Genomic DNA, 19335 nt, shown 5'->3' with positions numbered 1-19335 from the left:
TCAGATTTTTAGAGCGCAATTATTTAGATGGGCAAATAAGATGTGAACAGATTACCACATTTTTGGAAAATCACATCATAAGGGACTTCATTATGCCCCTATGGCTTGAAGAAACAATTGAATCAGTTTCTAGTACTCAGGAGCGTCTTCCTTTAAGGGCTTCAAACCTACAATAAGAATGTCATCAACCTGATCTTCACCATTTCTCCATTCTTCAAATTTCTGGTGAAGAATGGCTTTCTGATCATCCGGATGTAGTTTGTGAATATTTAAGAGCAAATGACGGAACCTTCTGTATTTAAACTTTTTCTTTTCTGCACCTCCAAACTGATCCACATAGCCATCAGTAAACAGATAGATGATATCATCTTCCATTAGTTCAATACGCTTAGAGGTGTATTCAGGAATGTTGCCTTCATTAAAGCGTCCTATTGCAAAGCGATCTCCTTTATAAGTTAGTAATTCATTGTTTCTGATCAGATACAAACCATTTACTGCACCTGCAAATTCGATTTCGCGTTTTTGAGTATCGATCACACATAGCCCCATATCCATTCCGTCTTTTATGGTCTCAGAGCCAAAAAGGCTCTGATCATTTTTTCGCAATGTGGCATCTAATTCCAGGCTTAATTGCTTTAGAACCTGAGCAGGACTATCTATTTTTTTCCCTGTTATGATGTTTTTTAACAAATCCATTCCAATAATGGACATGAAAGCTCCAGGCACACCATGACCAGTACAATCTACCACTGCAACATATAATTTGTGACCATCTTTGTGCATCCAGTAAAAATCGCCACTAACCAAATCACGTGGCCTGAAATAAATAAAAGATTGCGGAAACACACTACGAAACACCTTTTCTGAAGGAATCATGGCTGATTGAATTCTGGTAGCATAATTGATGCTGTCTGTAAGGTTTTGATTGATGCGTGTTAAAGCTTCCCGTTGTTGTTCCAGCCTAATTTTATCTACGTTTTTCTCAGTGAGCGATCGGTTCACTTTCTTGTAATGCCTTATGCGGTAATTGATGATCATCTGAATTAAAAAGATGATCATTAATAAATAAAAAGCATAAGCATAATTTGTCATCCATATGGGTGGAGTAATTTCAATTTTCATTTCAAATGGAGCTTCACTCCAAATTAAGTCATTATTGGATCCTAAAACCATGAATTTGTACTTTCCGGGTAACAAATTGGAGAAAACAACAGAGTTGTTTCGGGTTAATGGGCGCCAGGTTTTATCATATCCAACCAGCTTTACTTTAAAACTGTTTTTGTGTGGTTGGGCAAAATCCATGGCTGCATAATTTATTTCCATAAGCATACCAGGTTTGAAACGAAATTTCACCTGATCAGGATAGCCTTCTAGAATTTCAGTGCACTCGCCTCTGTGACATAATGTTATACCTGTTACTGTGACCCTTGGCTGGTGTAGGTTGTATTGAATGGAGTCCGGATGAATCCAACAAAGTCCATTTACCCCACCAAAGTATATTTCGCCTTCAACTCCTAAAGAGCCACTCCCCGTATTAAATTGGTGCCCGGGTAAACCATCATGTGTATCAAAATCTCTGATCACTCCATCAGGTGTTAACAATGAAACACCTCGGCTTGAACTAAACCAAATGTTTCGGCTTTTATCTGTAATGACCGAAGCAATGAGTTCATTTGACAGGCTTGGCAATAGTTCCGTGCGCATGGAATCGGATTCAGTTTTATACATTCGCAGCAATCCTGATCCTGTTCCTAACCAGATATTTCCTGTCTGATCATGAGCTATTGAAAAAACCTGATTCAATGGTTCTAATCCGGAAGAGATGAAATTCACCTCCCTAATTTCTCCCATCAGTTCATCAAAATAATTTATTCCCGAGGAGGTACCGATCCATAATCTTTCTGATTGGTCAATTGATAATGAAAGAATCTCGTCAGAGCTAAGTCCATCAATAGAACCTTGCCCTTTAAAGTAACTGGAAATCCGACCATTGACATATTGGTATAAGCCAAAGCGTGTACCAAACCAAATGCCTGAATGATTGCTGGTTATTGATGTGATGACATTGTTCCTTAATAAAGTTGCGTAACGAGCATCATATCCGTAATTAAATTCTCGTAAAACATTGCTAAAGGGCTCAATGTAGTAAATCCCACGTTCTGTGCCAATCCATATTCGACCTTGATAATCTTCATGTAGTGACCAAACTGCATCTTTTTTGTTAAGGTATGACTCTCTGTTAATTATGTAATGATTGATGACTCTTTTTTCTCTGTTGAATTTAAACAATCCACGTGTTAAAGTCCCAGCCCAAATATTTCCCTGGCTATCATTAATTACTGAAAGAATATTTAAGGAGTGGCCAGGCCACTGTTCTAAATCTGATTTTCCAATCGACTTAAATTTAGGTGGGAGAAAGTTGAGTTTAAAAATACCATGATGCCTGGTACCTACCCATATTATTCCCGATTCATCTTCAAACACGCTGGTAATTTCCTTTCTATCTAGTAGTTCAGCCTCAATCCCTCCAAGAGGAGCGCTCCTGTGCTGAAATCGCTGAGGATCAAAAATATCCAGCCCACTATTTGTCCCAACCCATAATCGTCCGGTTTTATCTCGCATTAAAGAGTTTACTGTAACCTTTGCATGTCTGTCCTCACCGGGGATAAGAACTATACTTATTTCATTAGTATTCAAAATTTTAAGGCCACCGGTAGTGCCAAGTAAAACCTGTTCATTATTAAGTGATAGAATATCAAATACGCCATGTTGATTACCTTCCTGAGATTCGGGCTCCATGTACAAACGGTGAAAAACTCTTCTTTCCCGGTCGAAGCGATTCAATCCATCTTTTGTTCCTATGAGAAATGTACTGTCTGATTCTTCAAAAACCGGAAACCCAAACGCATGGATTCTTTTGAACACATTGGAAAAGTGACCGAATGCATGAAACTTATCGGTCAATGAATCATATCTGCAGAGATAATTCTCTGTTTTTACCCATAATTCTCCCAAATTGCAAGTGAAGAATCCAAAAACCCCGTTTTCAGGCAGGGAATATTGGTTTTGTAGATCGTGTTGATATGTCCGAAATCGTCCGTCTTTTTTCTGAAGAACACTGATTCCCCGACTGCGGGTCCCAATCCATATATTGCCATGAGAATCTTCTGTTATTGCTACAATTCGGTTCCCAGTGAGGCATTCATTTTGCCCGGGAATAAATCGAAAGACTTCAAATCTATAGCCATCGTATCTGTTTAATCCATCTTCAGTACCAATCCATAAAAAACCACGACTATCCTGAAATATAGTGTTCACTGAATTATTTGAAAGTCCATCCATGATCGTGAATTGCTGTATCGAAGATAAAGCTGCAGATAATGGAAGCTGCAGCAGGCAAAAGAGCAGCCCGAGAAATTGCCGGATGTATTTCAATTCTATCAAGCTCATGATCTTATTTAAGTCAGACAAATATGCTTAAAATAGCTAAGAGCAACAAAGTTTATCATTATGAAATTCTTACTTTTATTTTCTCTCAACCTTTAGTATACGACTTTTTTGTGACGAATGTTTTATTTGGATTCTAATTTATTATGGAAACATATGATGCATTTAATCCCTACACAGCTTAATTGAACACAAAAAACAAGGACTGTAATAACAGTCCTTGTTAATTTCATATGCTATCTGGGATGATTATACTTTCATCAAGTTTACATACACCAAACTCTTCTTTTTAAAAACCCATCGGGCAATTCTTTATATTAATGAACTAGGCAGATGGTTGGATTTGACAAATTGCATTGCAAATGACCTTATTTATTTTTGCCCTGTTCTCCAAACCAATCAAATGTTTGTGAAGAAGGCCTTTCCAATGGCATTCCGTATATTCTGTCCCAAATAAGAGATGTTAGTACACCCAATGATCGTGAAACTCCAAAAAGCACTGTATAAATAGGGAACTCCTTAATCCCATAGCTGGATAACAAACTGCCTGAAATGGCATCAACATTTGGCCAGGGATTTTTTACTTTCCCTGTTGAGGCTAATACGTCAGGTACAACCTCGTAAATCTTACTTACCAACTGGATGAGGGGCGCATCGGGAATGTACTTTTTTGCGAAGTCTAGTTGTTCAGAAAATCTGGGATCTGTTTTTCTTAAAACAGCGTGTCCGTATCCAGGTATAACGCGTCCTTGCTCCAAAGTTGTTATGGCATAATCTTTTATTTGATCAACCGATGGTGTTTCTGTCCCAATTTCTTTTATCAGTTTTTCAAGCCAGTGCATAACCTCCTGGTTTGCCATTCCATGTAAAGGCCCAGCTAATCCGTTCATACCGGCCGAAAAGCTGTAATACGGATTTGACAAAGCGGTTCCAACAAGATGGGTGGCATGCGCTGAAACATTTCCACCTTCATGGTCGGCATGCAATACCATGTAAAGTCGCATGAGGCGCTTTGCTTCTTCAGAGGAGTGCCCCATCATGTGAGCAAGATTTCCAGCCCAATCCAGTGAAGGATCTGGCTTTATATGTTTTTGTCCATGAAAACAACGGCGATATATATAAGCTGTAATTACCGGCAACCTGCTTATCAAATCCATTACTCCTTCGTACATTGGATCCCAGTAATCCTTTTTGTCCATGCCAGCCATGTAGGCTCTTCGGAAATGAGATTCGGTACTCATGGCCAATATTGCAGTATTAAACTGAATCATTGGGTGTGCAGTTATTGGCAAAGAATCTATTACCTTAAATACATGATCAGGTATTCCCTGGGCTCTACGGGCCCATTCTTGTGAAATAAAATCCACCGTAGCCTTGTCTGGAATTTCTCCAATAAGCATCAGGTAGAACAACCCTTCGGGCAAAGGTTCTCCATCTTCTTTAATTTTTGGAAGCTTTGCACGCAACTCAGGTATAGAATATCCTCTGAATCGAATTCCTTCTGACGGATCAAGTTTTGATGTATCAGTTAACAACGCAACAACCCCTTTCATACCGGACAATACCTGTCCGATGGTTACTTCCTGAAGTACTTTATTCCCATGTTCTCTGACTAATTCCTTAAGTTGTTCCGATTTTGATTCACCTACTTCTTTTAACCTTTGTTTAACTTGATCCATAGCTCATAAATTTATTTTGGTATTAAGATATGACAAAATGATTTATTATCGTAAATAAAAAACACTCAACATATCAAAAAAGTTCTCCTACCCTATCAATTTTACAGAAATGCTTTAAAATGCTTTTCCTTTATAATATACAAAAAAGGGGCGACTTACGTGCCCCTTTTTGCAATCAAAATAATCATATTAAATGATTATTTTTTAATAACCTTCTTGTATCCGTAAATAGCGGCATCTCCAAGTTCCTCTTCAATTCGAAGCAATTGGTTATACTTGGCCATACGGTCTGAACGGCTTAATGAACCGGTTTTGATCTGTCCACTGTTGGTTGCTACGGCAATGTCGGCAATGGTAGCATCTTCAGTTTCACCTGAACGGTGAGAAGTAACTGAAGTATAGCCTGCACGGTGAGCCATTTCAATAGCGTCCAAAGTTTCAGTTAAAGTACCAATTTGGTTAACTTTAATAAGAATTGAATTGGCTGCATCAAGTTCAATACCTTTTTGCAGATATTCAACATTGGTAACGAACAAGTCGTCGCCTACCAACTGGCACTTATCGCCAATTTTCTTATTAAGAAGCACCCAACCATCCCAGTCACCTTCATCGCAGCCATCTTCAATACTGTCGATGGGGAATTTAGCAACCAGTTCAGCAAGAAAATCCACTTGCTCTTCGCGAGATCTTTTTACTCCCTTTTCTCCTTCAAAAAGAGAATAGTCATAAATCCCGTTTTTGTAGAACTCAGAAGCGGCACAGTCTAATGCGATAGAAACCTGTCCTCCCTCTTCCAAACGACCAGGCTTATAACCTGCAGCTTCAATGGCTTTAATGATGCTATTTAGAGCATCCTCAGTACCATCCAATGCTGGAGCGAAACCACCTTCATCACCAACTGCAGTGCTTAGGTTACGATCGTGAAGAACTTTCTTTAGTGCGTGGAAAATTTCAGCACCCATACGCAAACCTTCGCGGAAGCTCTCAGCACCTACAGGGCGAATCATAAACTCCTGAAATGCAATAGGAGCATCAGAGTGAGATCCACCGTTAATGATGTTCATCATAGGAACAGGAAGCGTTTTGGCATTGGTTCCACCAATGTAACGATACAAAGGCATCCCTGAGTACTCAGCAGCTGCTTTAGCAACTGCCATAGAAACTCCCAGCATGGCATTAGCACCTAATTTGCTCTTATTCTTAGTGCCGTCCATTTCCAGCATTTTTCTGTCAATGGCAACCTGATCAATGGAGCTCATACCAATTAATGCAGGAGCAATAACTTTGTTGACGTTATCAACAGCCTTGATAACTCCTTTTCCAAGATATCTTTTCTTGTCTCCGTCGCGAAGCTCAAGAGCTTCGTTTTCTCCGGTAGATGCTCCTGAAGGAACAGCAGCGCGGCCAATGATGCCGCTTTCAAGAGTTACTTCAACTTCAATAGTTGGATTGCCGCGAGAGTCTAATATTTCACGGCCGTGGATGTTTGCAATTAATCCCATAGTCATAGCTATTAATGATAAATAAACATATAATTTAATAAAATCAGAGGTAATATGAAACACATATTAAAACGAAGTATAGATACAGTCTAAATTTATATTGAATAAATCAAATAGATTTTTAGACTCATAGACAAGATAAAACAGAAAGCCAGTTGTGTATAATAATCATTCTAAACTATTCTATCTATCTAAACTCCAATGATCTATAATCAAAAAAGCGACTGTATTCTTCCATCAAAACAGATCTTTTACCACATCTGCCCGGAAATAATTATCAATCTCCCTCGTGTTTCATAAAAAAAGGATAAAGTCAATAAGTCTTTATCCCTTTTTTCAAGAACAATATCTAAACAGATACATTCATATCTGTAACTATTCCTTAGTTTCCTTAGTATCGTCAGACTCTGCTGAAGCAGCTTCGTCTTTGGAACTTTCCGGGGCTTCTACCTCAGACACTTTATCTTCTGTAGTTTCTCCGGATTCAACAACCTCTGCAACATCTGCTGCTACGGCAGCTACAGGCTCAGTAGTTTTTGCGGTAGATTTACTACCTCTTCTGCTTCTACGAGTCTTTTTCGTTTCGTCTGCTGCACCTTCTTTACCAACAAGCATGTTCTCGTTATAGTCAACTAATTCAATGTAGCACATTGCAGCAGCATCACCAAATCGGTTTCCTAATTTCAGAATTCTCGTATATCCTCCCGGGCGATCTGCCACTTTTTGTGAAATCTCACGAAACAGTTCTGATACAGCCTCTTTATTTTGTAAGTGACTGAAAACAATACGGCGAGAATGCGTTGTATCGTCCTTTGATTTGGTGATCAACGGCTCAACATACATTCTTAATGCTTTAGCTTTTGCCACTGTGGTTTTGATGCGCTTATGCAAGATCAGCGAAGATGCCATATTGGACAGCATCGCCTTTCTATGCGAACTGGTTCTCCCCAGGTGGTTAAATTTCTTATTATGTCTCATCGTTAATTATTCCTTGTCTAATTTATACTTCGTTATATCCATACCGAAACTCAGATTCAGATTAACCAAAAGATCATCCAACTCGGTAAGAGATTTCTTTCCGAAATTTCTGAACTTCAACAAGTCGTTCCGGTTGTATTGAACCAATTCTCCAAGAGTCTCAACATCTGCAGCTTTCAGGCAATTCAATGCACGTACAGATAGATCAAGATCTACAAGTTTGGTTTTTAACAGTTGACGCATATGAAGAACCTCCTCATCAAACTCCTCATTTCCTGATTTCTCATCTGTATCCAGAGTAATTTTCTCATCAGAGAATAACATGAAGTGATAAATTAATATCTTAGAAGCTTCCTTTAATGCATCTTTAGGATGAATTGATCCATCGGTGCTGATCTCCACCAACAATTTTTCGTAGTCGGTTTTTTGTTCTACACGATAGTTTTCAACGGAGTATTGAACATTACGAATAGGTGTAAAAATTGAATCCACCGCGATGGTTCCAAATTCCATTTCAGAATTCCGGTTCTCTTCAGCCGGAACATAACCTCTTCCTTTATTGATCGTAATGGTCATTTGAAGATTCACCTCGGGGTTCATTCTTGCAATAATCAAATCAGGGTTAAGAACCTTGAAATTTGATAATACATTATTCAATTCCCCGGCGGTTAACGCCTCTTTTCCTGAAATTGAGATGGTCACCTTTTCACTGTCATTATCTTCAACAGTTTGTTTAAAACGAACCTGCTTCAGATTCATAATAATTTCGGTAACATCATCTACAACCCCGGGAATACTGGAAAACTCATGATCAACACCTTCGATCTTAACAGTTGTGATCGCAAAGCCCTCTAAAGAAGAGAGCAAAATTCTTCTTAAGGCATTTCCAACAGTAATACCATATCCTGGTTCAAGAGGACGGAATTCGAAACGACCGAACTTGTCATCAGCATCAAGCATGATGACCTTATCAGGTTTTTGGAACGCTAATATTGCCATAAGAATAAATTATTTAGAATATAATTCAACGATCAACTGTTCTTTAATGTTTTCTGGAATGTCAGATCTTTCAGGAAGGTTCATAAACTTACCAACCATTTTATCTGAATCCCACTCTAACCATGAGAACTTATGAACACTGGAGCTGGCCAATGAATTAGCAATAGCTTCCAATGATTTTGATTTTTCCCGTACACCAACCAATTGTCCTGGTTTAAGTGAATAGGATGGGATGTTTACTACTGAGCCATCTACGGTGATGTGTCTGTGTGAAACAAGCTGTCTGGCAGCTGCACGAGTAGGAGCTATTCCCAAACGATAAACTACGTTATCTAATCTTGCCTCAAGCAAAGAGAGTAATACCTCACCGGTAATACCTTTAGATCGGTTTGCTTTTTCAAACAAATTGCGGAATTGCTTCTCCAATACACCGTAAGTATATTTGGCTTTTTGTTTTTCCTTTAACTGAACCCCGTATTCGCTGGTTTTTTTGCGACGGTTTGCACCGTGTTGTCCTGGGGGATAGTTCTTCTTTTCAAAATATTTATCGGGACCATAAATAGGTTCTCCGAATTTACGTGAAATTTTAGTCTTTGGACCAATGTATCTAGCCATTCTACTAAATTTTTGATTTTAAATTTTTGATTTTAAAAATTGAATATGACAGCCGCAAGATGATAGAAAGGAAGGTTATAATAACCACCCAGTATTCAAAATTCAAAACAAAAACTTATGGTTAACAACTAGTTATTATTAAAATTATACCCTTCTTCTTTTTGGTGGGCGACAACCGTTATGAGGCATTGGTGTTACGTCAACGATCTCCATAATATCAATTCCGGTAGAATTAATAGAACGAATAGCTGATTCACGACCATTACCCGGTCCTTTAACATACACTTTCACTTTGCGCAAGCCTAAGTCATAAGCTACTTTTGCGCAATCAGCTGCAGCGGTTTGTGCGGCATATGGGGTGTTCTTTTTTGATCCGCGGAATCCCATTTTACCGGCACTTGACCAGGAGATAACCTGGCCGTTAGAGTTTGTAAGAGAAACAATGATGTTATTGAACGACGAGTGAATGTGCGCCTGTCCAAGTGCATCAACTTTTACAACTCTTTTTTTAGATGATCCTGCCTTTTTTGCCATTTTCTAATGATTATTTAGTAGCCTTCTTTTTATTAGCAACAGTTTTCTTTTTACCCTTACGTGTACGAGCGTTGTTCTTTGTAGATTGTCCACGCACTGGTAATCCAATACGATGACGAATTCCTCTGTAACAACCAATATCCATTAATCGCTTGATATTTAATTGTACTTCAGAACGTAACTCACCTTCGGTTTTAACATTGTTGCCAATGTACTCACGAACAGCAGTAATTTGGTCATCCTGCCATTCTTTGACCTTCATATTAGGATCTACACCGATTTCTTTCAAAATGGTGCTCGCTTTGCTGCGTCCGATTCCATAAATATAGGTCAATGCAATTTCACCCCTTTTGTTTGCCGGGATGTCTACTCCTGCAATTCTTGCCATATTCTATAAAATTTATCCTTGACGTTGTTTAAACTTTGGATTTTTCTTGTTTATCACATACAAGCGGCCTTTGCGACGTACAATTTTACAGTCGGCACTACGCTTTTTAACAGATGCTCTTACCTTCATTGTAATAAGTATTGAGTATTATTTATATCTGTAACTGATTCTACCTTTTGTTAAATCGTAAGGTGACATTTCAACCTTCACTTTATCACCGGGTAGAATTTTAATATAATGCATTCGCATTTTACCGGAAATGTGAGCGGTGATCACATGTCCGTTCTCTAATTCCACGCGAAACATGGCATTAGATAGTGCTTCTACGATGGTTCCGTCTTGTTCTATAGAGGCTTGTTTAGCCATAGCTCAATTTATTTTTTTGATTTTAAGACTGCAAAGTTAATACTTCTTCTACAAATTTGAAACTAGATAATATATCAGCTTCATTTTTTCCTATGGCAATGGTATGCTCATAGTGTGCAGAAATGCTTTTATCAATAGTACTGATGGTCCAGTTATCATTCCACATTTTGATATCTCTTTTACCAAGATTTATCATTGGTTCCACAGCAATAACCATCCCTTTTCTCAACTTAATTCCGGATCCTTTTCGTCCGTAGTTGGGTACTTCAGGGGGTTCGTGCAGTTTACGTCCGATTCCATGTCCCACCATCTCTCGTACAACAGAATATCCTCTGGATTCACACAAGGTTTGAACAGCATGCCCAATATCTCCCAATCTGTTTCCTTCAAAAGCCTGTTCGATGCCTTTATATAAAGATTCTTTTGTTGTTTGTAAAAGTCTTCTAATCTTCTCGTCAACTTGCCCTACTTCAAAAGTATAGGCACAATCGCCATAAAAGCCGTTTAATAAAACTCCACAATCAATAGAAACTATATCACCATCGTTTAAGGGCTTATCGTTCGGAATTCCATGTACCACCTGATCATTAACAGAAGTACAAAGAGTGTTCGGAAATCCTTGATAATTAAGGAATCCGGGAACACCTTTGTGATCCCTGATAAAAGTTTCTGCAATTTTATCCAGTTGGAGCGTAGTAACTCCGGGTTTAATGACCTTTGCCAATTCCCCAAGTGTTTTTGCTACCAGAAGATTGCTCTCCCGCAACAACTCAATCTCTTCGTCAGTCTTTAAATAAACCATTTATTATATACTACCTCTATTTCTACAATACAGCTCCACCACCGCCAGAACGTCCTTTGATTCGTCCTGTCTTCAGTAGTCCGTCATAGTGTCTCATCAACAGATGACTCTCAATTTGTTGCAGAGTATCCAACACAACACCAACCAAAATCAATAGCGAGGTTCCTCCAAAGAACTGAGCAAAATTCTGATCTACACCTGCAAGCATTGCAAATGCTGGCAAAATTGCTATAAAGGCCAGACAGAAAGAACCTGGTAGAGTGATCTTTGACATAACTGAGTCCAAAAATTCTGCTGTTTTCTTACCTGGTTTTACACCTGGTATAAAACCACCGTTACGCTTCATGTCCTCTGCCATTTGCGTCGGATTAATGGTAACAGCTGTGTAAAAATAGGTAAAGAGTATAATCAATGTCGCAAACACGAAATTGTACCAGAATCCGGTAAAATTACCAAAAGTGGCAGCAAATCCGGTAGCTGCATCGCTATCTACATATCCTGCAAAAACAATAGGAATAAACATAATTGCCTGGGCAAAAATGATAGGCATAACACCGGCAGCATTTACCTTTAACGGTATATACTGACGAACTCCGCCGTATTGCTTATTTCCAACGATTCTTTTAGCGTACTGAACAGGAACACGACGTGTTCCCTGTACCAACAGAATAGCACCTTTGAAAACAAAGAACAGGAATACGAACTCAATCAGCAACATTACCAACCCTCCGCCTTCTTCAACTCTGGAAACAAATTCAGCAAACAGTGAGAAAGGCAACATGGCAATGATACCAATCATAATGATCAGAGAAATTCCGTTACCAATACCCTTATCAGTTATTCTTTCACCAAGCCACATAACAAACATACTACCTGCTGTAAGAATGATGGTAGAGGTAATTGTGAAACTCCATCCTGTAGTAACAAAAGCACTCTCAGGCAGCTGTACATATAAGTTAGCAATATAACCTGGAGCCTGGAACAACAAGATCACAACGGTTAAATACCTGGTAATCTGGTTAATTTTCCTACGTCCGCTTTCACCTTCACGCTGTAATCGCTGAAAATAGGGAACGGCAATTCCCATCAACTGAATTACAATTGAAGCGGATATATATGGCATAATACCTAATGCCATAATAGAAGCATTGGCAAATGCTCCTCCGGAAAACATATTTAACAATCCTAAAACACCAGAACTGGTTTGGTCTGCCAGTGCGGTTAATTGATTGGGATCAATACCGGGCAGTACAACAAAAGAACCCAGACGGTAAATCATGATAAAACCCAGAGTAGTCAGTATCCGACTTCTGAGATCCTCGATTTTCCAAATATTACGGATGGTTTCAAATAGCTTCATGTAAAATATATTTTGAATCTTTTGCTAAATGTAACTTACCATCATTCAAATTACATGATGGTAATTTGAATGTATGGCCAGTTTCATTATTCTACAGTTTCACAACAGTTCCTTGTGCTGCTTCGATGGCAGCTTCTGCACTTTTAGAAAAAGCATGAGCTTTTACTTCAACTTTTGCAGAAATGCTTCCATTTCCAAGGATTTTAACCAGGTCATTCTTGCTGATTAAACCGGCTTCCATAAGGTTTTCAGGGCTAATTACGCTCCATCCGTTTTTCTCTACCAATCCCTGAAGCACATCAATATTGATTGATTTGTACTCTTTTCTATTGATGTTTTTAAATCCGAATTTAGGAACCCTTCTCTGAAGTGGCATCTGACCACCTTCAAAACCGATTTTTTTGGAATAACCTGAGCGGGATTTGGCACCTTTATGTCCACGTGTGGAGGTACCTCCGTATCCGGAACCCTGACCACGTCCGATGCGACGTTCGCTGTGCGTAGATCCGGATGCAGGTTTCAATTCGTTCAGTTTCATTTTTCTATAGTTTGAAATCGAAAAACCAAGAGATGTTTCATGAAAAACATCTTTAGTTTTTCAAAGTATCGTTAAACCAATTATTTCTCAACACTCAATAAGTGTTTCACTTTATCCACCATACCCATGATTTGAGGTGTGTCATCATGTTCTACGGTGTTATTTAATTTTTTCAAACCGAGAGCCTCCAGAGTCCTTTTCTGACGGGTGGTTGCTCCGATTTTACTTTTAACCTGAGTTACTTTTATCTTAGCCATTTCTAAATAACTTATCCGTTAAACACTTTATCAAGAGCTACTCCTCTGTGTTGAGCCACAGTGTGAGCGTCTCTCATTTCACATAACGCCTCAATTGTTGCTTTAACAAGGTTGTGAGGGTTGGATGAACCTTTAGACTTTGCAAGAACGTCAATAACACCGGCACTTTCAAGCACCGCACGCATCGCACCTCCTGCTACCAGTCCGGTACCATGAGAAGCTGGTTTCATAAAAACTCTGGCTCCACCATATTGAAAAGCCTGTTCGTGAGGTATGGTTCCATTAACAATAGGAACTTTAACCAGATTCTTTTTAGCGGCTTCCACTCCTTTGGCAATGGCGGTGGTAACTTCATTGGCTTTACCAAGTCCCCAACCTACAATGCCGTTTTCGTTACCTACAACAACAATGGCTGAGAAGCTGAAAGTTCTACCCCCTTTAGTTACTTTGGTTACCCTGTTAATGGCCACCAATCTGTCTTTCAATTCAAGGTCGTTAGTTGTACGAACTCTTTTTGTATTTCCTGCCATAATATTTTTAGAATTTAAGACCTGCCTCGCGAGCAGCATCCGCTAATTGTTTTACTCTACCGTGATACAGATACCCGTTACGATCGAATACCACTGATTCGATGCCTGCGGTTTTAGCACGCTCAGCAATTAGTTTTCCAACCAGAGCTGCCTTATCTGTTTTGGTTCCTTTTTGTTCGGCAATATCTTTGATCAGTGAAGATGCAGCTACAAGTGTACTGCCTTTTAGGTCATCAACAATCTGCACTGAAATCTCTTTATTGCTTCTAAAAACGCTCATCCGGGGTCTGTCTGAAGTGCCCTTAACATTGCTGCGGACGCGTCTTTTTATTTTTAATCGCCTATCTAATTTTGAAAAAGCCATAACACTAAATTAATCAAATTAAACTTTTGCACTCTTTCCGGCCTTACGCCTAATCACTTCACCCACAAAGCGGATACCTTTGCCTTTGTAAGGCTCTGGCTTACGCAATGAACGAATCTTGGCACAAACCTGCCCTAAGAGTTGTTTATCGATGGATTCAAGTGTTATGATCGGATTACTTTTCCGGTCGGTAACAGCTTCCACTTTAATTTCTTTAGGCAACTGTATATGAATGGCATGTGAATATCCCAGTGATAGTTCAAGAATTTGTCCTGTAGAAGCGGCACGATAACCAACACCTACTAGTTCCATTTTCTTTTGATAACCTTCTGATACACCTACCACCATGTTGTTGATAAGTGAGCGATATAAACCATGTAATGATTTAAAACTTTTCTCCTCAGAAGGACGTTCTACACTAAGAACACCGTCATTGATTTCTACTTTCATCTCAGGGTGAATCTCCTGCTGAAGTTCTCCTTTTGGTCCTTTAACAGTAACCAAGTTATCCTTCACCGTTACGTTTACGCCGGCGGGTATGCTGATGGGTGCTTTTCCTATCCTTGACATAACAATCCTCCTTTTTTAATAAACGTAACACAATACTTCACCACCTACTTTCTCATTCCTGGCTTCTTTATCGGTCATTACACCTTTAGAAGTGGAAAGAATCGCTACTCCTAGTCCGTTAAGTACTCGGGGAACAGTCTTATAACCGGTATATCTACGCAACCCTGGAGATGATACACGGCTCAGATGTTTGATGGCCGGTATTTTGGATACCGGATCATACTTAAGAGCGATTTTAATAATTCCCTGTTTTCCATCCTCAAGGAATTTGTAATTGAGGATGTATCCTTTGTCATAAAGGATCTTGGTCATTTCCCTTTTAAGGTTAGAGGCAGGAACCTCAACAACCTTATGTCGTGCCATGATGGCATTCCTGATTCGTGTCAGGAAATCCGCTACTGGATCTGTCATTTTAAATTAAGTTTAAATTGATCCCGGCAAGCCGGGACAATATTTAACACTTACCAACTGTTACCAGCTGGCCTTTTTTACTCCCGGTATTAAACCTGCTGCAGCCATTTCACGGAATGTGATACGACTCAGACCAAACTGTCTCATATATCCTTTAGGACGACCAGTCAGTTTACATCTGTTATGCATTCTAACAGGCGAGGCATTTTTAGGAAGTTTCTGCAACCCTTCATAATCTCCCTCTTCTTTTAGCCTTGCTCTCTTATCTGCATATTTGGCAACAAGTTTGGCCCTTTTAACCTCCCGGGCTTTCATTGATTCCTTTGCCATATAACTAGTTCTTTTTTAGGTTTTTAAAAGGCAATCCAAACTCACGAAGCAACGCAAATGCTTCTTCATCAGTTTTTCCTGAGGTCACAAAGGTAATATTCATACCCATAATCTTGCTCACATTATCAATATTTATTTCAGGAAAAATGATTTGCTCGGTAATACCTAAGGTATAGTTACCTCTTCCATCGAGCTTACTTTCAATACCTTTGAAGTCTCTGATACGAGGTAGAGCAACCTTCACAAGCCTTTCTAAAAATTCATACATTTTATTATGGCGCAAAGTAACCTTTGCTCCAATAGGCATCTTCTTTCTTAGTTTAAAGTTAGAGATGTCCTTTTTAGAAAGACAAGCTACAGCTTTCTGTCCGGTGATGGCAGTCAGTTCATTTACTGAAGTTTCAATAAGTTTTTTGTCTGCCACAGCTGCACCAACACCCTGGTTGATCACGATCTTTTCCAGGTGTGGAACCTGCATAACGCTTTTGAAACCAAACTCTTTTTGAAGAGATGGTACAATTTCGTCATGAAACTTTGTTTTTAAACTTGGTGTATAGCTCATTACTTGATCTCCTCTCCTGACTTTTTAGAATAACGAACCAATTTTCCATCATCTCCTAATCTGCGTCCGATGCGGGTTGGTTTACCCGAAGAAGGATCTTTCAAATTCAGATTTGAGATATGAACGGGAGCTTCCTTCTTAAGAATACCTCCCTGTGGGTTTTCGGCGTTTGGTTTGGTGTGTTTACTCACCATATTGACGCCTTCAACAATAGCACGTTGTTTTTCGGGGAACACTTCCAGGACTTTTCCTTCCATCCCTTTACTTGTTCCGGCGTTAACAACAACTATATCGCCTTTTTTAATATGTAATTTTCCCATTGCTGATTAAATCTTTATAGATTAAAGCACTTCTGGTGCCAGAGATACAATTTTCATGTATCCTTCGCGTAATTCACGGGGAACAGGTCCGAAAATACGGGTTCCTCTCATTTCACCGACGTTGTTTAGCAGTACACAGGCGTTATCGTCAAAACGGATATATGATCCGTCAGCTCTTCTAACCTCTTTTTTTGTACGCACTACAACGGCTTTACTAATTGTTCCCTTTTTCATATCTGAAGAGGGAACAGCACTCTTAACCGTTACCACTATGCGATCGCCAACTGAAGCATATCTGCGTCCTGTTCCTCCAAGAACACGAATACATAAAACTTCTTTTGCACCGCTGTTATCGGCAACGCCTAATCTGGATTCTTGCTGTATCATGATTACTTAGCTCTTTCTAGGATTTCAACTAATCTCCAACGTTTAGTTTTACTAAGCGGGCGGGTCTCCATTATTTTAACAGTATCCCCGACATGGCTGTTGTTCTGCTCGTCGTGCGCGTAAAACTTTTTGGTTTTCTTCATAAACTTCCCGTACATCGGGTGTTTTTCACGAACAACAACACTAACGACAATGGTTTTATCCATTTTTTCGCTCACCACAACGCCAATACGTTCTTTTCTCAAGTTTCTTGTTTCCATCTGCTTGAATTATTTTTCATTAACTTGTTTCTGACGCAGAATGGTCAGCATACGTGCGATGTTCCTACGTGTCTCTCTAATCTTCATTGGGTTTTCCAATGGAGATATATGGTGATTGAGTTTCATGCGTGTCAGCTCTGCTTTTTGGGCATCCAAACGCTCCTCAATTTCACTGATGGTCATCTCTACAATTTCAGAAGTTTTCATCGGTTTAAGCATTTGAAGATTCAACAAAATCCCTTCTCACTATAAATTTAGTGGTAACGGGTAGCTTTTGAGCTGCCAGGCGCAATGCCTCTTTAGCTACGTTAAAAGGTACTCCATCGCACTCGATGAGTATGCGTCCGGGTGTAACTGGAGCTACAAATCCTTCCGGGCTACCTTTACCTTTACCCATCCTTACTTCGGCTGGCTTTTTGGTAATTGGTTTATCCGGGAAAATTCTGATCCATATTTGTCCCTGACGTTGCATATAACGGGTAACGGCAACCCTTGCCGCTTCTATCTGACGTCCTGTAATCCATTTACTTTGAAGGGATTTTATTCCAAAAGACCCGAATGCCAGTTCATGCCCACGTTGAGCAATTCCTTTCATTCTTCCCTTTTGTTGGCGTCTAAACTTTACTTTTTTAGGTTGTAACATCGTTCCTAAGTCGATTAAACAGTTAACGGATGATTACTTTCTTCTCTTTTTAAAACCACCTCCCTGGCCGCCTTTTTTTCCTCCGCCGCCAGTTTCTTTGACGTTGAAGTTTGGCGACAAGTCCGGCTTGCCATAAATTTCGCCTTTACAAATCCAGACTTTGATTCCAATCAGTCCGGTTTTAGTAAGTGCTTCACTTTTGGCATAATCAATATCTGCACGGAATGTATGTAAAGGCGTACGTCCTTCTTTATACATTTCTGAACGAGCCATTTCAGCTCCATTCAAACGTCCGGAAACTTGTACCTTAATACCTTCTGCTCCCATTCTCATGGTTGATGCAATGGCCATTTTAACGGCACGACGGTAAGCGATACGACCTTCTACCTGGCGTGCGATGTTGTTGGCAACAATCATGGCATCCAACTCAGGACGTTTTACTTCAAAGATATTGATCTGAACTTCTTTGTCGGTGATTTTCTTAAGCTCTTCCTTCAGCTTATCAACCTCCTGACCGCCTTTCCCGATGATGATACCCGGACGAGCGGTATAAACTGTAATGGTAATTAACTTAAGAGTTCTCTCAATAATAATGCGCGAAATACTGGCTTTAGCCAAACGAGCATTTAGATATTTACGGATTTTAGAATCTTCCAGCAATTTATCGCCGTAGTTCTTTCCGCCAAACCAGTTGGAATCCCATCCGCGGATGATTCCCAACCTGTTGCTTATTGGATTTACTTTTTGTCCCATCTGGCTATTAATTTTCCTGGTTTACGATTGAAACTTTGCTATCCACGAGTAATGTCACGTGGTTGGATCTTTTACGGATTCTGTGTGCCCGTCCTTGTGGAGCAGGTCTTAATCTTTTCAGAATTCTCGCTGAATCCACGTAAGCCTCTTTTACATAAAGGTTCGCATCTTCGATGCGCACACCTTCATTCTTCTCTTTCCAGTTGGCAACAGCGGACAATAAGAGCTTTTCTACCTTGCGTGAAGCTTCTTTGGTAGAAAACTTTAGAATATCAAGGGCCAGATTCACCTCTTTCCCGCGAATCAAGTCAATCACCAAGCGCATTTTACGTGGTGACGTCGGAACATTTCGCAAGCGGGCGTAAGCCTGTGTCTTTCTGGCTTCTTTTCGTTGTTCGGATTTTATTCTTTTTCTTGCACCCATTGTTTTTGCATTAAAATATTAACACTTTCAGGTATTATTTCTTTTTATTACCTGAGTGACCACGATAAGTTCGTGTCGGGGCAAATTCACCCAATTTATGACCAACCATGTTTTCAGTAACATACACGGGAATAAATTTATTTCCGTTATGAACTGCAATGGTATGTCCTACAAAATCAGGTGAAATCATTGATGCCCTGGCCCATGTCTTAATTACTGATTTTTTACCGGAATCGTTCATGGTTAAAACCTTACGTTCCAGCTTATAATCGATAAAAGGACCTTTTTTTAATGATCTGCTCATAATCTCAAATAA

28 protein-coding genes are annotated in these 19335 nt (G+C 39.5%); all 28 read right to left on the bottom strand.

Going from position 1 to position 19335, the window contains the following annotated elements:
- Window positions 1-129: 129 nt before the first annotated feature.
- Window positions 130-3450, bottom strand: a complete 3321-nt coding sequence (locus EV194_RS15985) for a two-component regulator propeller domain-containing protein (protein WP_132435386.1) — start codon at window positions 3448-3450, stop codon at window positions 130-132.
- Window positions 3451-3815: 365 nt separating this feature from the next.
- Entirely contained in the window at window positions 3816-5126 is a 1311-nt protein-coding gene (locus tag EV194_RS15980; RefSeq protein WP_132435384.1) for a citrate (Si)-synthase, read from the bottom strand.
- A 197-nt stretch (window positions 5127-5323) separates the two neighbouring features.
- Complete coding sequence (eno, locus tag EV194_RS15975) at window positions 5324-6628, bottom strand: phosphopyruvate hydratase (protein ID WP_079558304.1); 1305 nt, start codon at window positions 6626-6628, stop codon at window positions 5324-5326.
- A gap of 375 nt (window positions 6629-7003) precedes the next feature.
- Window positions 7004-7606, bottom strand: a complete 603-nt coding sequence (gene rplQ, locus EV194_RS17240) for a 50S ribosomal protein L17 (RefSeq protein ID WP_132435382.1) — start codon at window positions 7604-7606, stop codon at window positions 7004-7006.
- Window positions 7607-7612: 6 nt separating this feature from the next.
- Entirely contained in the window at window positions 7613-8605 is a 993-nt protein-coding gene (locus EV194_RS15965; RefSeq protein WP_132435380.1) for a DNA-directed RNA polymerase subunit alpha, read from the bottom strand.
- 9 nt (window positions 8606-8614) lie between these two features.
- On the bottom strand, window positions 8615-9220 hold the full coding sequence (gene rpsD / locus EV194_RS15960) for a 30S ribosomal protein S4 (protein WP_132435378.1): 606 nt from the start codon (window positions 9218-9220) through the stop codon (window positions 8615-8617).
- A 144-nt stretch (window positions 9221-9364) separates the two neighbouring features.
- Window positions 9365-9754, bottom strand: a complete 390-nt coding sequence (rpsK, locus tag EV194_RS15955) for a 30S ribosomal protein S11 (RefSeq protein WP_079558300.1) — start codon at window positions 9752-9754, stop codon at window positions 9365-9367.
- Between the two features lie 10 nt (window positions 9755-9764).
- Window positions 9765-10142: a 30S ribosomal protein S13 gene (gene rpsM, locus EV194_RS15950; RefSeq protein ID WP_132435376.1), complete on the bottom strand. Its 378-nt coding sequence runs from the start codon at window positions 10140-10142 to the stop codon at window positions 9765-9767.
- 12 nt (window positions 10143-10154) lie between these two features.
- Entirely contained in the window at window positions 10155-10271 is a 117-nt protein-coding gene (gene ykgO / locus EV194_RS15945; RefSeq protein ID WP_009779203.1) for a type B 50S ribosomal protein L36, read from the bottom strand.
- Window positions 10272-10289: 18 nt separating this feature from the next.
- Complete coding sequence (infA, locus tag EV194_RS15940) at window positions 10290-10508, bottom strand: translation initiation factor IF-1 (protein ID WP_079558298.1); 219 nt, start codon at window positions 10506-10508, stop codon at window positions 10290-10292.
- Window positions 10509-10530: 22 nt separating this feature from the next.
- A complete protein-coding gene (map, locus tag EV194_RS15935; RefSeq protein ID WP_079558297.1) occupies window positions 10531-11310 on the bottom strand; it encodes a type I methionyl aminopeptidase in 780 nt (259 codons plus the stop codon).
- Between the two features lie 22 nt (window positions 11311-11332).
- Window positions 11333-12670, bottom strand: a complete 1338-nt coding sequence (gene secY, locus EV194_RS15930) for a preprotein translocase subunit SecY (protein ID WP_079558296.1) — start codon at window positions 12668-12670, stop codon at window positions 11333-11335.
- 91 nt (window positions 12671-12761) lie between these two features.
- Window positions 12762-13208 carry a 50S ribosomal protein L15 gene (gene rplO / locus EV194_RS15925; protein WP_132435373.1) on the bottom strand — a complete coding sequence of 149 codons (447 nt, stop codon included), beginning with the start codon at window positions 13206-13208 and terminating at the stop codon, window positions 12762-12764.
- A gap of 80 nt (window positions 13209-13288) precedes the next feature.
- Window positions 13289-13465, bottom strand: a complete 177-nt coding sequence (gene rpmD / locus EV194_RS15920; RefSeq protein WP_079558294.1) for a 50S ribosomal protein L30 — start codon at window positions 13463-13465, stop codon at window positions 13289-13291.
- 11 nt (window positions 13466-13476) lie between these two features.
- Window positions 13477-13995 carry a 30S ribosomal protein S5 gene (rpsE, locus tag EV194_RS15915; RefSeq protein WP_132435371.1) on the bottom strand — a complete coding sequence of 173 codons (519 nt, stop codon included), beginning with the start codon at window positions 13993-13995 and terminating at the stop codon, window positions 13477-13479.
- A gap of 7 nt (window positions 13996-14002) precedes the next feature.
- Window positions 14003-14359, bottom strand: coding sequence for a 50S ribosomal protein L18 (gene rplR / locus EV194_RS15910; RefSeq protein WP_132435369.1), 357 nt, complete (start codon window positions 14357-14359; stop codon window positions 14003-14005).
- Between the two features lie 18 nt (window positions 14360-14377).
- On the bottom strand, window positions 14378-14929 hold the full coding sequence (gene rplF / locus EV194_RS15905) for a 50S ribosomal protein L6 (protein ID WP_132435367.1): 552 nt from the start codon (window positions 14927-14929) through the stop codon (window positions 14378-14380).
- A gap of 15 nt (window positions 14930-14944) precedes the next feature.
- A complete protein-coding gene (gene rpsH / locus EV194_RS15900) occupies window positions 14945-15340 on the bottom strand; it encodes a 30S ribosomal protein S8 (RefSeq protein ID WP_079558290.1) in 396 nt (131 codons plus the stop codon).
- A 60-nt stretch (window positions 15341-15400) separates the two neighbouring features.
- Complete coding sequence (rpsN, locus tag EV194_RS15895) at window positions 15401-15670, bottom strand: 30S ribosomal protein S14 (protein WP_079558289.1); 270 nt, start codon at window positions 15668-15670, stop codon at window positions 15401-15403.
- Window positions 15671-15674: 4 nt separating this feature from the next.
- Complete coding sequence (gene rplE / locus EV194_RS15890) at window positions 15675-16232, bottom strand: 50S ribosomal protein L5 (protein ID WP_079558288.1); 558 nt, start codon at window positions 16230-16232, stop codon at window positions 15675-15677.
- Complete coding sequence (rplX, locus tag EV194_RS15885) at window positions 16232-16552, bottom strand: 50S ribosomal protein L24 (protein WP_132435365.1); 321 nt, start codon at window positions 16550-16552, stop codon at window positions 16232-16234. The genes rplE and rplX overlap by 1 nt, the downstream gene beginning before the upstream one ends.
- Before the next feature lie 21 nt (window positions 16553-16573).
- Window positions 16574-16939, bottom strand: coding sequence for a 50S ribosomal protein L14 (gene rplN / locus EV194_RS15880; RefSeq protein ID WP_079558286.1), 366 nt, complete (start codon window positions 16937-16939; stop codon window positions 16574-16576).
- Window positions 16940-16941: 2 nt separating this feature from the next.
- Window positions 16942-17199: a 30S ribosomal protein S17 gene (gene rpsQ, locus EV194_RS15875; protein ID WP_079558285.1), complete on the bottom strand. Its 258-nt coding sequence runs from the start codon at window positions 17197-17199 to the stop codon at window positions 16942-16944.
- A gap of 9 nt (window positions 17200-17208) precedes the next feature.
- Window positions 17209-17406 (bottom strand): 50S ribosomal protein L29, encoded by a 198-nt coding sequence (gene rpmC, locus EV194_RS15870; RefSeq protein WP_079558380.1) that lies wholly within the window; start codon window positions 17404-17406, stop codon window positions 17209-17211.
- A 4-nt stretch (window positions 17407-17410) separates the two neighbouring features.
- A complete protein-coding gene (rplP, locus tag EV194_RS15865; protein ID WP_079558284.1) occupies window positions 17411-17842 on the bottom strand; it encodes a 50S ribosomal protein L16 in 432 nt (143 codons plus the stop codon).
- 33 nt (window positions 17843-17875) lie between these two features.
- Complete coding sequence (gene rpsC / locus EV194_RS15860; RefSeq protein ID WP_079558283.1) at window positions 17876-18595, bottom strand: 30S ribosomal protein S3; 720 nt, start codon at window positions 18593-18595, stop codon at window positions 17876-17878.
- Window positions 18596-18602: 7 nt separating this feature from the next.
- Window positions 18603-19019, bottom strand: coding sequence for a 50S ribosomal protein L22 (rplV, locus tag EV194_RS15855; protein WP_132435363.1), 417 nt, complete (start codon window positions 19017-19019; stop codon window positions 18603-18605).
- A 34-nt stretch (window positions 19020-19053) separates the two neighbouring features.
- Window positions 19054-19323, bottom strand: a complete 270-nt coding sequence (gene rpsS / locus EV194_RS15850) for a 30S ribosomal protein S19 (protein ID WP_132435361.1) — start codon at window positions 19321-19323, stop codon at window positions 19054-19056.
- Window positions 19324-19335 lie beyond the last annotated feature (12 nt).

It is taken from the genome of Natronoflexus pectinivorans, assembly GCF_004345615.1.
Taxonomy (GTDB): domain Bacteria; phylum Bacteroidota; class Bacteroidia; order Bacteroidales; family Marinilabiliaceae; genus Natronoflexus; species Natronoflexus pectinivorans.
The sequence above is the reverse complement of the archived record's forward strand: the minus strand, read 5'-3'. Positions and strand labels throughout refer to the sequence as shown.

Excerpts from the sequence above, each read along its gene's own strand:
- EV194_RS15985 (WP_132435386.1), bottom strand. The coding sequence starts at position 3,450 with ATGAGCTTGATAGAATTGAAATACATCCGGCAATTTCTCGGGCTGCTC.
- EV194_RS15980 (WP_132435384.1), bottom strand. The coding sequence starts at position 5,126 with ATGGATCAAGTTAAACAAAGGTTAAAAGAAGTAGGTGAATCAAAATCG.
- eno (WP_079558304.1), bottom strand. The coding sequence starts at position 6,628 with ATGGGATTAATTGCAAACATCCACGGCCGTGAAATATTAGACTCTCGC.
- rplQ (WP_132435382.1), bottom strand. The coding sequence starts at position 7,606 with ATGAGACATAATAAGAAATTTAACCACCTGGGGAGAACCAGTTCGCAT.
- EV194_RS15965 (WP_132435380.1), bottom strand. The coding sequence starts at position 8,605 with ATGGCAATATTAGCGTTCCAAAAACCTGATAAGGTCATCATGCTTGAT.
- rpsD (WP_132435378.1), bottom strand. The coding sequence starts at position 9,220 with ATGGCTAGATACATTGGTCCAAAGACTAAAATTTCACGTAAATTCGGA.
- rpsK (WP_079558300.1), bottom strand. The coding sequence starts at position 9,754 with ATGGCAAAAAAGGCAGGATCATCTAAAAAAAGAGTTGTAAAAGTTGAT.
- rpsM (WP_132435376.1), bottom strand. The coding sequence starts at position 10,142 with ATGGCAAGAATTGCAGGAGTAGACATCCCGGCAAACAAAAGGGGTGAA.
- ykgO (WP_009779203.1), bottom strand. The coding sequence starts at position 10,271 with ATGAAGGTAAGAGCATCTGTTAAAAAGCGTAGTGCCGACTGTAAAATT.
- infA (WP_079558298.1), bottom strand. The coding sequence starts at position 10,508 with ATGGCTAAACAAGCCTCTATAGAACAAGACGGAACCATCGTAGAAGCA.
- map (WP_079558297.1), bottom strand. The coding sequence starts at position 11,310 with ATGGTTTATTTAAAGACTGACGAAGAGATTGAGTTGTTGCGGGAGAGC.
- secY (WP_079558296.1), bottom strand. The coding sequence starts at position 12,670 with ATGAAGCTATTTGAAACCATCCGTAATATTTGGAAAATCGAGGATCTC.
- rplO (WP_132435373.1), bottom strand. The coding sequence starts at position 13,208 with ATGAAACTGAACGAATTGAAACCTGCATCCGGATCTACGCACAGCGAA.
- rpmD (WP_079558294.1), bottom strand. The coding sequence starts at position 13,465 with ATGGCTAAGATAAAAGTAACTCAGGTTAAAAGTAAAATCGGAGCAACC.
- rpsE (WP_132435371.1), bottom strand. The coding sequence starts at position 13,995 with ATGGCAGGAAATACAAAAAGAGTTCGTACAACTAACGACCTTGAATTG.
- rplR (WP_132435369.1), bottom strand. The coding sequence starts at position 14,359 with ATGGCTTTTTCAAAATTAGATAGGCGATTAAAAATAAAAAGACGCGTC.
- rplF (WP_132435367.1), bottom strand. The coding sequence starts at position 14,929 with ATGTCAAGGATAGGAAAAGCACCCATCAGCATACCCGCCGGCGTAAAC.
- rpsH (WP_079558290.1), bottom strand. The coding sequence starts at position 15,340 with ATGACAGATCCAGTAGCGGATTTCCTGACACGAATCAGGAATGCCATC.
- rpsN (WP_079558289.1), bottom strand. The coding sequence starts at position 15,670 with ATGGCAAAGGAATCAATGAAAGCCCGGGAGGTTAAAAGGGCCAAACTT.
- rplE (WP_079558288.1), bottom strand. The coding sequence starts at position 16,232 with ATGAGCTATACACCAAGTTTAAAAACAAAGTTTCATGACGAAATTGTA.
- rplX (WP_132435365.1), bottom strand. The coding sequence starts at position 16,552 with ATGGGAAAATTACATATTAAAAAAGGCGATATAGTTGTTGTTAACGCC.
- rplN (WP_079558286.1), bottom strand. The coding sequence starts at position 16,939 with ATGATACAGCAAGAATCCAGATTAGGCGTTGCCGATAACAGCGGTGCA.
- rpsQ (WP_079558285.1), bottom strand. The coding sequence starts at position 17,199 with ATGGAAACAAGAAACTTGAGAAAAGAACGTATTGGCGTTGTGGTGAGC.
- rpmC (WP_079558380.1), bottom strand. The coding sequence starts at position 17,406 with ATGAAAACTTCTGAAATTGTAGAGATGACCATCAGTGAAATTGAGGAG.
- rplP (WP_079558284.1), bottom strand. The coding sequence starts at position 17,842 with ATGTTACAACCTAAAAAAGTAAAGTTTAGACGCCAACAAAAGGGAAGA.
- rpsC (WP_079558283.1), bottom strand. The coding sequence starts at position 18,595 with ATGGGACAAAAAGTAAATCCAATAAGCAACAGGTTGGGAATCATCCGC.
- rplV (WP_132435363.1), bottom strand. The coding sequence starts at position 19,019 with ATGGGTGCAAGAAAAAGAATAAAATCCGAACAACGAAAAGAAGCCAGA.
- rpsS (WP_132435361.1), bottom strand. The coding sequence starts at position 19,323 with ATGAGCAGATCATTAAAAAAAGGTCCTTTTATCGATTATAAGCTGGAA.